Origin of the sequence: Rhodococcus baikonurensis (assembly GCF_040489275.1) — a bacterium.
In the GTDB taxonomy this organism is placed as follows: domain Bacteria; phylum Actinomycetota; class Actinomycetes; order Mycobacteriales; family Mycobacteriaceae; genus Rhodococcus_F; species Rhodococcus_F baikonurensis.
Window position 1 is genome coordinate 287,328 of record NZ_JBEUOQ010000003.1, and the last position, 13,298, is coordinate 300,625.

The following is a 13,298-nucleotide window of genomic DNA, read 5'->3' on the forward strand; positions in this document are numbered from 1 at the left end:
TCCGTCAGAAATTGCTGCGCGGACGCACCGCATTCGCCCGGTCCACGAGGGCGTAGCGGTGCGTGCGGGAGGTCGTGGCGCGAGCGAGGGCGCGAAGGCAGGCTTCGGCTCCGGTGCGCAGACCTTGCTCGGTGAAGGGCAGGTCGAGGATGGGTTCGAGTTCGGTGTGCGAGCGGTTGCCGTAGCGAATCCAATCGAGTGCCGTACCCAACACCAGGGTTCGCATCTGCAGACTTCGACTCTCCTCAGCCGGTAGCGCCCGAACACGACGGGCAGCTTCCCTCAGAGTCGATTCGTCGAGTTCGGCGATCGGAACGCCGGACAGCATCGTCAGAGCGCTCGACATCCGTGCGACGTTGTAGTGCCGGGAAGACGTGGGGACTTCGTCGAGGGCTGCGATGGCTGCCTTCTTGTTGCCGTGATCGGCGAGTTGTCGGGCGAGCCCGAATGCTGCGCTCACGTAGTTCCGTTCGGTCCGCCAGACGGTGCGGTAGTACTTCTCGGAGAAGCGGCACCACTGGTCCGGGTCGTCGCTCTCCCAATGCTGGAGGATCAGTTCTGCTGTTGCCGCCAACGCGAGTTTGGGTGCGGCCTCGCCCGGGAGCGCGTTCAGGACCGATTCGAAATGACTGAAGGCGGGCTCGAATCGGTCCAGTTGCAACGCTGCAAGCCCTCGATACCACTCGATCTTCCAGTGATCTCCGATGGATCGGTGGAGTTCGTCCAGAACAGTCAGCGCAGTCTCCGGATCGCCGAGATCGAGATGCGCCTTGGCCTCGGTCAGTCGAACTTCGCCGGAGATGGCGGCCGCCGGTGTGCCGGACGTTCGGTCGATGCCGTTCTCACGGGCATGCTTGAGCGCATCGAGAGTCTGAGACGGTTCGCTGTGCACCGCAGCCGCAAGCAACGGCGCACTCGGATCTGTGGGGTCGACCAACGGAATGGGAAGTGCGTGCGCAACTTCGCGAGGATCGAGAGCAGCGTCGTGGCTGACACCGTCGACGTAAACGTCGGTTTGTCCGACCAATTCATCGGTGCCGAAAGACGTTCGCTGCCTGCTGAACACGAGTGACAGTCCGGGATTCTCCTGACCGGTCTGCTCCGCGAGAATTTCTCGCAGAACGCCGGTGAGTTGGCCCGCGATCTCTTCGGCAGACTGGAATCGCTTCTTCGGATCCGGGTCGGTGGCGCGCAGCAGCAGGCGATGGAAGAACTCGTGGTCGCGCAGCAGAGGCTCGTCCTCGGGTTCAGGGAGACCGTCGAGGTACCGTCCGTGCTTCGACGGCATGTCGAGGGTGAGAACCGCAAGTGTTCTTCCGACGGTGAAGATGTCGGAGGCGATGGTCGGGCCGGTCTCGATGATCTCCGGTGCTTGATAGCCCGCAGTGCCGTACAGGTATCCGTAGTCTTCGATTCCGGACACCGCGCCGAGGTCGATCAGCTTCAGCTGGTCTTCGGTGACCATCACGTTCTCGGGTTTGAGGTCGTTGTACGCCAGGCCGGTGGAATGCAGATAGCTCAGCGCCGGAAGGATTTCCAGTACGTAGCCGATTGCCTGCTCGATCGGCATGTGCTTGCCGTCCGGGAATTCGGCCAGCACCTCGCGCAATGATCGCCCGCCCACGTACTCCATGACGATGTACCCCATGGGTGTGCCGTCCGGGCGCGGATGCTCGACGAAGTTGAAGATCTTGACGATGCTGGGGTTGGCGACCTCGGCGAGGAACTGACGCTCGGCCACCGCGACGGCTTGGGCTTCGGAATCACCGAAATGCAAGAGCCCCTTGAGAACTACCCACCTGTCGCTGACATTGCGATCGATCGCGAGGTAGATCCATCCCAGGCCGCCGTGCGCGATAGGCCCTTGAACCTCGTACTGACCCGAGACCAATTCCCCCTCTTCGAGGAGCGGGCGGAAGTCGAAAGTCGAACCACACTTGGGGCAGGTTCCGTGCTGAGTTGCCTTGGTGCTTGCACTCTTACGGCCGACCGGTTCGTTGCACTTCCAACAGAATCGTTTGCGCTCGGGGACGGTCGGGTCACTCATCACCGCCGATGCCGGGTCGATCTGCGGGACGGGGGGAACCTCCACCAGGCCGCCGCCGAGGCGCAGCTTTCGTCCCGACCGGCTGCGCCGGGATCGGGTGGAGCGGCCGGTAGGGGAGGAGGACGCGGACGGCGTGGTTCCTCGTATCTGGGCCGAGGTCGGTTCGAGGCGCTCGTAGACGCCGGTGGCTTCGGGTTCGGGGCGTACGGATGCCTGCGTGGAGTCAGGCTCGCGGTGAACTGCCTGCGTGGAGTCAGGCTCGCGGTGAACTGCCTGGGTGGCGTCGGGTTCGGGACGCATGGACGCCTGCGTGGCGTCGGGCTCGGGGCCGGTCTCTTCGGTCATGTCTGCCTCAATCCCGGTAGACGGCCGGCGGGGGACCGGGCGACGGACCGAGGACACTGAGCCAGCGGTCGTAGATACGGTTCCAGGTCCCGTCAGTGCGGATCCGATCCAGTGTTCCGTTGACGAATCGGACCAGGTCGGAGTTGTCCTTGTTCACTCCGATTCCGTACGGTTCGACGCCCAGTGATCCGCCGACCATCATCAGGTACGGATCCTGCGAGGCGAGGCCCGCGAGAATCGTGTCGTCGGTGCTGATCGCGTCCACCTGACCCTGTTGCAGGACGACGAGGCAGTCGGACCACATCGGGACTGTGACGACGGTGGCTTCGGGTTGGAGCTGCTGAATTCGAGTGGCCGACGTCGTTCCCCGGGCGGCACAGACTCGCTTACCCGCCAGGTCGTCGATGCCGCGCACCGGTGAACCCTGCAAGACCTGAATTCGTTGCTCGGCGGAGAAATACTGCGTCGAGAAGTCGACCTTCTCGCGCCGCTCACAGGTGATGGTCATGGTTTTGACGACAACGTCGACCATGGATTCCTGGAGCGCCGCGATCCGGTCGTCGGACGTCAGGATCCGGTACTCGATCTTCTCGGGGTCGCCGAGCAGATCGCGGGCGATCTCGCGGGCGATGTCCACGTCGAAACCTTCGAGGCGCCCGGTTGCCGGATCGCGAAAGCTCATGAGGTTGGAACCGGTGTCCAGGCCCACGATCAGGCGCCCGCGGGCGCGGATGGCGTCGAGGCTCGGCGTGGGTGGCTGCGGAGATGCGTCCGCGGGGGTGGGCCGCAGGCTCGCGGTGAGATTGGTGCACGAAGCGGTAGTCGTCGGCGTCGCGCTGGGCGCGATGGTGGCCTCGGCCGGCAGCGGCGGTTCCGTGTACGACGTGGCGGCCGCGTTGTTCAGGTCTTCTACTCGGTCCGCACCGCAACCGGCGAGTGCCAGCATCGCCGCCGCCAGAACCGCGACGCATGCAGCCGGGCTCTTCCTCCGCATTGCCGGTACTCCCGTCACTGGTACTCCCGCAGTCGGGGCCAGAATCCGATGAAGATTCCGGCAACTCCGAGTACTGCCAATACGGTCATGCCCGGTGCAGAGGCTGCCAACACACGTGAGGCGTACGAGACGTCGGAACGCAGATTTGTCCGCGAATCCACGATTCCCTGCCAGAGTTCGTGATCGAGCCTTCCGTACTCCGCGGCCGAATCCTGTTCTCCGGCGCCGATGGTGATGGCCGCGGCGGAATTGAAGTCACCGTTTCCGAGGCGGTCGTACATGCGCGTGTGCGCAGCCACCCACTGCTGGCGCGAGTCGAGGGCGGCGGTCAACACGTCGCTGTTCACTCGCGCGCGATCATCGTTTTGCAGGCGCTCGAGGGTGTCGCGCAGAGCGTCGACCTTGCGCGTGAACGTGACGTTGTCCTCGGCGGTCGAATCCCGTCTCGCCAATGTGAGAGTTTCGACTGTGCGTGCTTGCTGCGCCATGATTCGCGCCTCGGTCAGTTCGTGCAGTGGCTCGGCGCCCGCGTCGAGAGCGCGCCCGGTGGCAAGGGCGGACACCAGTCCGACCGTGAGCAGCCACAGCAGAGCTGCCGCAACGGCAATCGAGGCAAGGATCAACCCGAGGTTGAAGCGTCGGCGACTCTTGCGGGAGAAGTACACCTGGGTAGCCACCAGTGCGCACAGGACGAGGACGAAGGCCACGATCGGCCACCACGGTGGAGTCTCGAAATCGCGCTGTACCTGGGAGACCAAAGTCTCCTGCGAGGCGTGGAGTTGCTGAGCCATCGGCAGCAGCGACGTTTGCATCAACTGCGAGGCTTCGCTCAAATATGCTGCCCCGACCGGGTTTCCGACGCGATTGTTGGCCCGTGCGGTTTCGACCAGCCCGGTGTAGACGGACAGGTCGGTCGAGATGGTGGTCAACGCGCTGTGGCCGGCAAGATCCGTCGAGTCGAGGCCGGCCGATGCCTGCACGATCTCCGCCGACGCCTCGCCGATCGACTGTGTGTATCGGTCGCGTACGTCGGCGGGTTCGAGGCCACCGGAGATGAAGGCCGTGGCCGCGGCGGCGTCGGCCAATGACAGGGCGCTGTAGAGATTCTGGGCCGAGTTGGCGAGAGGCTCGGTTTCGACGAGGAGGAGGTCGAGATTTGCCTGACGGTTCTCGATCGCTGCAGTGGCGAGAAGTCCGGCGATCAAGGTGATCGCGATCAGGATCAGTCCGACGACGGTCAGCCGGCCAGGTGTGGACGACATGAATGCCTGCAGTTCGCGCCGCAGAAGTGCGCGCTCGTCTTCCGCCGATACCGACGTGGCCTCGGAGGGCGGCAGCGACCGGGGTTCGATGGACGGGACGACACGGTCGACCATCGAGCACCTCACTTCGCTGCTGTACGCGGGCTACCGAGAAATGATGCCGCCGAGAAATGATTCAGGGCATCTTCGCGAGCATATAAGCATCACCTACACCTGGAGCAGATTGAAACGGTTAGTGTGGGACAACGGCGAGAGCAGGCGGAGCGAGGTAGTCGATGCGTGGTGACGGTGACGGTTGGTCCATCGGATCGGACGGTACTCGGCATTGGGGTAAACACGGAGCCGCTGGACTGCTTCTGCGTGCCCCCGATTCGGACGGATCACCCATGGTATTGCTGCAGCATCGTGCGGCGTGGAGCCATCAGGGTGGAACGTGGGCACTGCCCGGCGGAGCGCGGGACTCACACGAGAGCACGACGCACGCTGCAGTCCGGGAGGCACACGAAGAAGCAGGTATTGCCGAGGACGCCGTCCGCGTTCGCGGGGAAGTAGTGACGATGCGCGCCGAGAGCGGGTGGACGTACACCACCGTCGTGGCTGATGCTGCGCATCCGCTGTCGACGGTTGCCAACGGTGAGAGCACCGAGTTGCGGTGGGTGCGTGAAGCCGACGTCGACTCACTGCCGCTGCATCCGGGATTCGGTTCCTCGTGGCCTGAGCTCCGGACCGAGCCGGTTGTGTCGGTGGACGGCGACCCGCACACCGTCGTGCTCGAGGACGGCGGATTCGGATGGTTGTCGGGTAATTCTCCTGAAGGCAGTGATCAGAACCTGTCCGAGGCGAGCAATACCCAGTTGTAGCGACGCAGTCTCAACAGGTCATATACACAGCAGAAGGGCCGGACTCCTGAGGAGTCAGGCCCTTCCGTGTTTCGGTCTCCCGACCGAAACGAGGCTCAGCTGAGCGAGTTCAGCGCCGTGATGAAGCTGACCGCGGTGATACCGAGCTTGAGCAGCTCGCTGATCTTGCCGAGGTTCAGGTCTTCGAGCGATTCGGTGCTGAGCGAGCCGGTGTCGAGGGATCCCATTTAGTGCTCCTAGGTTCAGTTAGTAACTGGAGGTAAACTACAACAAACCGAATGGGATGTGACACGCAATCGGAGCAACTGTGATCAAGATCACGCATTCCGACTTTTCGGACATCAAATCGCACCTAGGAACTGGGGGTTTGTTGTCTGATCGGACAACTTCCGTTCATGTTTCGAGTCAGGCGTGCTGACCCGTAACTGTGCGGAATCGCCCGGCAAACAGTTGACGGTCGCCAGTTACCGGTTTTCAGCGTCCGGCGACGGCTGCGGCGAGGCGTTGCGCGGCCGCCTGGGGATCTGACGCGTGGGTGATTGCACGCACGACGACGATGCGTGTGGCACCGGCGTCGAGCAGCTCTGGCAGGCGCTCCTCGTCGATACCGCCGATCGCGAACCAGGGGCGCGGCGGCGCGGCGTCGGCGGTCGATCGAACCAGTTCCAAACCGGACGCACTTCGATTCGGTTTGGTCGGTGTCGCCCACACCGGTCCGGTGCAGAAGTAGTCGACGCCCTCTTCGATGGCGGCCAGACTGGCCTGCGCGCGACTGCTCGTCGAACGGCCGATGACGACGTCTTCACCGACAACGGTTCGCGCGTAGGGGACCGGAATGTCGTTCTGGCCGAGGTGGAGGATGTCGGCACCGGAAGCCATCGCGAGATCCGCGCGATCGTTGACGGCCAACAATGCGCCGTGGCGTCGCGCTGCTGCCGCGAGAATGCCCAGCGCTACCAGTTCGTCCTTGGCCTCGAGCGGGCCGAACTCGCGCTCACCGGCGGATCCCTTGTCACGCAATTGGATGATGTCGACTCCGCCGGACAAAGCGGCCTCGGCGAACTGCGCGAGGTCGCCTTTCTCGCGGCGCGCGTCGGTGCACAGGTACAGCCGTGCTGCTGCCAGGCGCTCGCGCCGGTCGATGTCGTTACTGGGATGTGTGGGGTGCACGGAGCAAACGGTAGCCTCTAGGGAGCAAGGTTCGACACGGGAGTCCTGAAACGTCGTAGTCACTTTTTTGTCGTGACTGTGAGGTTCGTGGGGCTGAGAGGGGATCGCGACCAGATCCCGACCGTCAGACCTGACCCGGATCATGCCGGCGCAGGAAGTGGAGGTGGAGTTTCGTGAGTACACACGCTCGTACGGTGTCAGTGGTCGGCGGCGGTGTCATCGGTCTCGCCATAGCGTGGCGCGCAGCCCGCGACGGGTGGTCCGTTCGGTTGTACGACCCGTCCATTGGATCAGGGGCTTCGTGGGTGGCGGGCGGAATGCTTGCACCGCTTTCCGAAGGCTGGCCGGGTGAAGAAACAGCGTTGACGGTTGGTGCAGCGTCCCTGGAACGGTGGCCGGCGTTCGGTGAGGAGCTCGGAAAATTCGGGCAATCGGTCTTCACCGCGGACAGTTCGCTGACGGTGGCACTCGATGCTGCCGACGCGCAGGACCTGCAGACCATCGCCGAGTGGGTGAGCTCGCAGGGGCACGAACTCGAAGTTCTCGGTCGCGCGCGCATCCGTGAACTCGAACCGATGCTGGGCCGGGGCATCCGGTCGGGGTTGATGGCCGTCGGTGAATCCGCCGTCGACAACAGACTTCTGCTGGAGGCGCTGCAGAAGGCCTGCGCGGAAACCGGCGTCGAATTGATCGCGCGCGCCGTCAACGACCTCGCGGAACTGGATACCGATCAGGTAGTGCTCACCGCCGGTATCGCGTCACCCAAGCTGTGGCCCGGGCTACCGGTACGCCCGGTCAAAGGCGAGATTCTTCGCCTGCGGAGTAGGCCTGGAGTCACCCCGGCACCCAGTCGAACGATCCGTGGCAGCGTCCACGGCCGGCCGGCCTATCTCGTCCCGCGAGGCGACGGAATCGTCGTCGGCGCAACACAATACGAGTCCGGTGAGGACACACAGGTCACGATGGCCGGAGTACGGGACTTGATCAACGACGCCGAGGCGCTGATGCCGGCGATCGGCGAATACGAACTGTACGAATGCGCGGCAGGCCTGCGTCCCATGACGCCGGACAACCTGCCGTTGATCGGGCGCGTGTCCGATCGTGTCGTCGTCTCCACCGGGCACGGGCGCAACGGGGTCCTGCTGACGCCCGTCACCGCCGATGCGACGCTCGCGTTGTTGAACGGCACATCTTTGGTCGAGGTAAAAGGAACCGAACCCGAGCGGTTCGCAGTAGCTAAGGAAAATTCATGAGTGAGCAGGTCCCGATCGGGATCACCGTCAACGGCGAAGATCTCGAGTTCGATCGAGCAGTCACGGTGACCGAACTTCTGACGCACCTCGAGTTGCCGAGCAAGGGCATCGCCGTCGCCGTCGACGGTGCGCTCTTTCCTCGCGGGCGCTGGGACGAATCCGTCGGACGTGGTTGGGAAATCGAGATCCTCACGGCGGTGCAGGGTGGCTGAGCAGGACCTTCTCACTATCGCGGGCCGCAGTTTCGGTTCCCGGCTCATCACCGGAACCGGCGGCGCCGCCAACCTCGCGGTGCTCGAGGAAGCGCTTGTCGCCTCCGGCACCGAACTGACCACCGTCGCGATGCGGCGAGTCGACGCGGCCGGCGGCACGGGTGTTCTGGACCTGCTTCGTCGCCTCGGAATCGAACCGTTGCCGAACACCGCCGGGTGTCGGGGCGCCGCCGAAGCAGTGCTGACGGCGCAGTTGGCACGCGAAGCGCTCGAGACGAACTGGGTCAAACTGGAAGTCATCGCCGACGAGCGGACACTGCTGCCCGACGCAATCGAACTTGTTTCCGCCGCAGAACAATTGGTGGACGACGGATTCACCGTTCTGCCGTACACGACGGACGATCCGGTGCTGGCGCTTCGCCTCGAAGAGGTCGGCTGCGCAGCAGTCATGCCGCTCGGTTCGCCTATCGGCACCGGGTTGGGCATCGCGAATCCGCACAACATCGAGATGATCGTCGAGCGCGCCGGCGTGCCCGTCATCCTCGACGCCGGGATCGGAACGGCCAGCGACGCCACCCTTGCCATGGAGTTGGGCTGCGACGCCGTCCTGCTTGCGACAGCGGTGACGCGGGCCAAGAACCCCGCGTTGATGGCGTCGGCGATGCGTCACGCTGTTCTGGCAGGTTTCGAGGCGCGGCACGCCGGCCGGATCCCCAAGCGATTCTGGGCTCAAGCGTCGTCCTGAGGGACGAGATCCGGGTGATTTCTCGGGGTTCTGCCCGAATTGCCCGGATTCATGTCCTACCTGAGTACCACTCGGAACTAGACCTGTGGCCGATGTGCTGGTCATTGCCGGTAGGGCAGAGTTCTCCTCATGATTGAACTGAGGGGATTGACCAAGGTTTACGGACCGACGAAAGCGGTGGACGATTTGTCGTTCACGGTCAAGCCGGGCATCGTGACGGGCTTTCTGGGCCCGAACGGTGCGGGTAAGTCGACGACGATGCGGATGATTCTGGGGTTGGATCAGCCGACGTCGGGTGCGGCGTTGATCGACGGCAAGCCGTATCGGGAGCTGAAGACACCGCTGCGGACTGTCGGTGCATTGTTGGATGCGAAGTGGGTGCACCCGAATCGCAGTGCGCGGGCGCATCTGCAGTGGATGGCTGCTTCGAACGGCATTCCGAAGTCCCGGGTGGACGAGGTGCTCGGGTTGGTCGGGTTGTCCGAGGTGGCGGGCAAGAAGGCCGGCGGGTTCTCGTTGGGTATGTCGCAGCGTCTCGGGTTGGCGGGTGCGTTGTTGGGGGATCCGAAGGTGTTGTTGTTCGACGAGCCGGTCAACGGTCTCGATCCGGAGGGCATCGTCTGGATTCGTAAGTTCATGCAGCGGTTGGCGGCCGAGGGCCGCACGGTGTTGGTGTCGAGTCACCTTCTGTCGGAGATGGCGTTGACGGCGGAGCAGTTGGTGGTGATCGGTCGGGGTCGGTTGATCTCGGATTCGACGGTGGCGGAGTTCGTGGATCGTTCGTCGGAGTCGACGGTGCGGGTGCGTAGCCCACAGCTCGATGCGTTGCGCAGTGTGCTGCTCTCGCAGGGGTTGACGGTGCGTGAGGACGGTTCCGGTGTTGCGCCGGCGTTGGTGGTCGTGGATTCGACGACCGATGTGATCGGTGGTCTGGCTGGTTCACAGGGAATCGTGTTGTACGAGTTAGCTTCCCAGCAGGGATCGCTCGAGGACGCGTTCATGAAGTTGACCGGAGACGATGTCCAGTACCACGCATCCGGTGTCGATCCGGGTGCCGGAGCCCACCACGCAAACACACAGCAGGCTATGGGAGGTGCACTGTAATGGCTGTTCTCAGTGCTGAACGTATCAAGATCACCACGACCAAGTCCCCGCTGTGGTGCTCGGTCATCATCGTTGTGCTCGCTCTCGGCTTCGCGGCCATCATGGGCGCCGTTGCCAAGTCGGCTCTGACATCCTCGGACGTCCAGGGAGCACCTGACCTCGACACCGCCGTCGCCACGGCCGGGATCTCGGGTTTCGGGATCATGGTTCTCATGATCATGGCGGCCCTCGCGGTCACCAGCGAGTACCGCTTCGGGACAATCCGAACCACATTCCAGGCAGTTCCCAACCGTGCCTCGGTTCTGATCGCCAAAGCCGGCCTCATCGGTGCCTTCGGCGCGGTGCTGACCTTTGCCCTCGCCTTCGGTGCGTACGCCATGGCCAAAGCCATCGCCGGTACCGAGGCGAGTGCCGGATTGACCTTGTCGAGCGGCAGTGACTGGCGCGCGATCTACGGCATCCCGATCTACGCCTTCCTGTGCGTGATCCTCGCTGTCGGTGTCGGATCGATCATCCGTCAGTCGGCCGGCGCAATTGCACTGCTTCTGCTCTGGCCGCTGCTCATCGAGAGCCTGTTCGGGCTGTTCGGCAGCTTCGGCGAGAAGATCACCCCGTTCTTGCCGTTCGCGAATGCAAACCACTTCCTCAGTGCGAGCAGCGGTGGAGTCGACTTCCACTGGGGTCCCTGGGGCAGCCTGATCTACTTCGCGGTCTTCGTTCTGGTGATTTTCGGAGCAAGTATTGTCATCGTGAATCGTCGCGACGCCTGATCTTGTCGCTCCCTCGGTAGGTGTTGTCGGGAGACCTACCGAGAACGAGGAGTGACAGCAGAGTAGGGACCCAGTACGAAAAACCATTCGTACTGGGTCCCTTTCCTGTGCTTCGGCCGATATCCTCCGAAGATGAGACTCTTCGGTGTGGTTGTGGTCGCAATGGCTGGAGCACTCGTGGTGGGTGGGTGCTCGTCGGGAAGTCAAGCAGCCGTCCCGACAGACCCGGTGGCATTCTCCGAGACCGTCACGGTCGACGCCGTGACCGGGCATCTGGAGCAACTCGAGAAGATCGCCGGTAACAACGACGGCAATCGATCGGCCGGAACCCCCGGCTACGACGCCAGTGTCGACTACGTGGCAAACCTGCTCGAAGACAAGGGTTTCGACGTCACTACCCCGGAATTCGATTTCAGCTCCTTCGATCCCGGCACCGAATCCCTGAAAGCTGCTGACGGCTCCGATGTTCCGGTGCGGGCGTTGACGTATTCCACGTCCACGGGACCGACCGGTATCACGGCACGCCTTGTGGCGATTCCCGCCGACGAGACACCAGGGTGCGAGGCCACCGACTACGACGGACGCGACGTGAACGGTGCCATCGTGCTGGTCACCCGCGGAGTGTGCCCGTTCGGCGACAAGCAGAAGATCGCCGCGGACCGCGGCGCGGCAGCGTTGTTGGTTGCCAACAACGAGGACACAATGCTGGGCGGGGCTACCTTGGGTGAACCCGAAGACGCCCGAATCCCGACCGGCGGCGTGAGCAAGGCGTCGGGCGAGGCTCTTGCCGCAGCGCCCGGAGATCTCACGCTGATTCTCGACACGTCGACGGAAACGACGAAGTCGCGCAACGTGATTGCGCAGACCAAGACCGGCGCGACCGACAACGTGGTTGTCGTGGGCGCCCACCTCGACAGCGTGCCGGAAGGCCCCGGAATCAACGACAACGGAAGCGGCACCGCAGCCGTGCTGGAAACCGCGCTGCAGATGGGAAGCTCACCGAGCATCGAGAATGCCGTGCGCTTCGCGTTCTGGGGAGCGGAAGAAGTGGGGTTGGTCGGCTCCACCCGCTATGTGGAAGGTCTGAGCGATCAGGAACGGGCCGACATCGCCTTGTACCTGAACTTCGACATGCTCGGCTCGCCCAATGCCGGATACCTGGCCTACGACGGCGACAACTCGGATGCCGTAGGGGAGGGGCCGGGTCCCGAGGGTTCGGCGGGCATCGAGCGCACCTTCGTCGACTTTCTCGCCAGTCGGGGGATTGCGGCGGACGGAACGGACTTCGACGGACGCTCCGACTACGGCCCCTTCATCGAGATCGGAATCCCTGCGGGCGGTGTGTTCAGCGGCGCGGACGAGCGCAAGACACCGGCTCAGGCCGAGAAGTGGGGCGGCGAAGCGGAGGAGACCTTCGACCCGAATTACCACAGTGCCCAGGACAACCTCGCGAACATCGATCGCGACGCGCTCGCTGCCAACGCTTCTGCAGTAGCCTTCGGAGTTGCGACGTATGCCCAGGATTTGAGTGGGCCGAACGGGGTTCCCGTCGGAGATGCCCGAACACAGGCGAGAACCGAATGATCGACTGACCGAATGATCGACTGGCGAGCGACCAGGAGGCCACTGTGCGAGAACCGCGGCAGCACACTGTCTGTAACTCTGAGTTACGCTTGAGTTATGGCTGATCTGTCCCCGGAGGACACCGACACGGTAGGTGCTTCTTCCTCCTCCGTTCGAGGCGTCGTCGACGTCGTCTTGAACTCTGCGGCAGAACTGAACCGTCGGCAGCAACTCATCGACGCGCTACGACGGCTGAGGCGGGCACTACCCGGTGATCCGGGATTCGGAGATCCGCTCTCGCTCGCCGGCCCCGGCGGTGCCCGCGCCGTGGCCCGCGTCGCTGACAGATTGCTCGATCAGAAGCCGGCAGCCACTCGCGAAGTGAGTCTCGGAGCACTGCAGGTATGGCAGGCAGCGCTGGAAAAGATGGGCCGCGGGCGCGGTGATCAAGAACTGACCATCGTCTTCACCGATTTGGTGGGCTTCTCCACCTGGTCGCTCGAAGCCGGTGACGGCGCCACGCTGACGCTCCTGCGTGCGGTGGCGCAGGCCGTGGAAACCCCGATCACCGACAACGGCGGACACGTCGTCAAACGGATGGGTGACGGTCTGATGGCCGTGTTCATTCGCCCGGACGCGGCCTTGAAGGCGGTGTTCACCGCGCAGGACGCGCTCGCGGAAGTTGACCTCGACGGATACACCCCACGCATGCGCGTCGGCCTCCACACCGGTACCCCGCGCCAGATCGGCGACGACTGGCTCGGCGTCGACGTGACCATCGCCGCCCGGATGATGGGCCTGGGCGGCGACGGCAACATCATGATGTCGGCGACAACGCTCGAGGAACTCGAAGCCGGCACCCTCGAGGATCTCGATCTCACGATCCGTCCGTGGCGGCGAGGGTTCTTCGCGACCACACCCAACGGGGTCCCAGTCGATCTGGGTATCTGGCGCGTACGCCGGAACTAGCGCA

Annotated in this window: 12 protein-coding genes, 1 pseudogene and 1 riboswitch; of the genes and pseudogenes, 8 read left to right on the forward strand and 5 right to left on the reverse strand. The window is 63.8% G+C overall.

All coding sequences use genetic code 11. The features are described from left to right. Nucleotides 1-4: 4 nt before the first annotated feature. From ABWI03_RS08980 to ABWI03_RS08990, 3 genes are read right to left on the reverse strand one after another with little or no spacing between them, the layout of a single operon-like run. Nucleotides 5-2,392 (reverse strand): serine/threonine-protein kinase, encoded by a 2,388-nt coding sequence (locus tag ABWI03_RS08980; protein WP_298782229.1) that lies wholly within the window; start codon nt 2,390-2,392, stop codon nt 5-7. A 7-nt stretch (nt 2,393-2,399) separates the two neighbouring features. Further along, the gene (locus ABWI03_RS08985) at nt 2,400-3,386 is read right to left on the reverse strand and encodes a glutamate ABC transporter substrate-binding protein (RefSeq protein ID WP_296555698.1); all 987 of its coding nucleotides are present in this window, start codon (nt 3,384-3,386) and stop codon (nt 2,400-2,402) included. 14 nt (nt 3,387-3,400) lie between these two features. Beyond that, nucleotides 3,401-4,762 carry a GlnX family signal transduction membrane protein gene (locus tag ABWI03_RS08990; RefSeq protein ID WP_095973706.1) on the reverse strand — a complete coding sequence of 454 codons (1,362 nt, stop codon included), beginning with the start codon at nt 4,760-4,762 and terminating at the stop codon, nt 3,401-3,403. 161 nt (nt 4,763-4,923) lie between these two features. Here ABWI03_RS08990 and ABWI03_RS08995 point away from each other — a divergent pair. After that, nucleotides 4,924-5,376, forward strand: a pseudogene (locus tag ABWI03_RS08995) (NUDIX hydrolase); the annotation flags it as partial. 227 nt (nt 5,377-5,603) lie between these two features. Here ABWI03_RS08995 and ABWI03_RS09000 read toward each other — a convergent pair. Further along, complete coding sequence (locus tag ABWI03_RS09000; RefSeq protein WP_003944354.1) at nt 5,604-5,735, reverse strand: hypothetical protein; 132 nt, start codon at nt 5,733-5,735, stop codon at nt 5,604-5,606. Between the two features lie 247 nt (nt 5,736-5,982). Next, nucleotides 5,983-6,678: a thiamine phosphate synthase gene (gene thiE / locus ABWI03_RS09005; protein ID WP_095973704.1), complete on the reverse strand. Its 696-nt coding sequence runs from the start codon at nt 6,676-6,678 to the stop codon at nt 5,983-5,985. Nucleotides 6,679-6,704: 26 nt separating this feature from the next. Beyond that, nucleotides 6,705-6,852: riboswitch (TPP riboswitch) on the forward strand. Here thiE and thiO point away from each other — a divergent pair. The 7 genes from thiO to ABWI03_RS09040 all read left to right on the forward strand — a co-directional run bounded on the left by thiO (nt 6,852) and on the right by ABWI03_RS09040 (nt 13,294). Further along, nucleotides 6,852-7,931, forward strand: a complete 1,080-nt coding sequence (gene thiO / locus ABWI03_RS09010) for a glycine oxidase ThiO (RefSeq protein WP_095973703.1) — start codon at nt 6,852-6,854, stop codon at nt 7,929-7,931. (Overlaps the previous riboswitch by 1 nt.) Further along, entirely contained in the window at nt 7,928-8,143 is a 216-nt protein-coding gene (gene thiS / locus ABWI03_RS09015) for a sulfur carrier protein ThiS (RefSeq protein WP_003944402.1), read from the forward strand. Before thiO ends, thiS begins: the two co-directional genes overlap by 4 nt. Then, nucleotides 8,136-8,888: a thiazole synthase gene (locus ABWI03_RS09020; RefSeq protein ID WP_166810632.1), complete on the forward strand. Its 753-nt coding sequence runs from the start codon at nt 8,136-8,138 to the stop codon at nt 8,886-8,888. The genes thiS and ABWI03_RS09020 overlap by 8 nt, the downstream gene beginning before the upstream one ends. 129 nt (nt 8,889-9,017) lie before the next feature. Beyond that, nucleotides 9,018-9,992 (forward strand): ABC transporter ATP-binding protein, encoded by a 975-nt coding sequence (locus ABWI03_RS09025; protein ID WP_166810633.1) that lies wholly within the window; start codon nt 9,018-9,020, stop codon nt 9,990-9,992. Further along, complete coding sequence (locus ABWI03_RS09030) at nt 9,992-10,762, forward strand: ABC transporter permease (protein WP_283376798.1); 771 nt, start codon at nt 9,992-9,994, stop codon at nt 10,760-10,762. Before ABWI03_RS09025 ends, ABWI03_RS09030 begins: the two co-directional genes overlap by 1 nt. Nucleotides 10,763-10,894: 132 nt before the next feature. Continuing rightward, a complete protein-coding gene (locus ABWI03_RS09035) occupies nt 10,895-12,346 on the forward strand; it encodes a M20/M25/M40 family metallo-hydrolase (RefSeq protein ID WP_283376797.1) in 1,452 nt (483 codons plus the stop codon). Nucleotides 12,347-12,442: 96 nt separating this feature from the next. Next, complete coding sequence (locus ABWI03_RS09040) at nt 12,443-13,294, forward strand: adenylate/guanylate cyclase domain-containing protein (RefSeq protein WP_095970464.1); 852 nt, start codon at nt 12,443-12,445, stop codon at nt 13,292-13,294. Nucleotides 13,295-13,298: the final 4 nt, after the last annotated feature.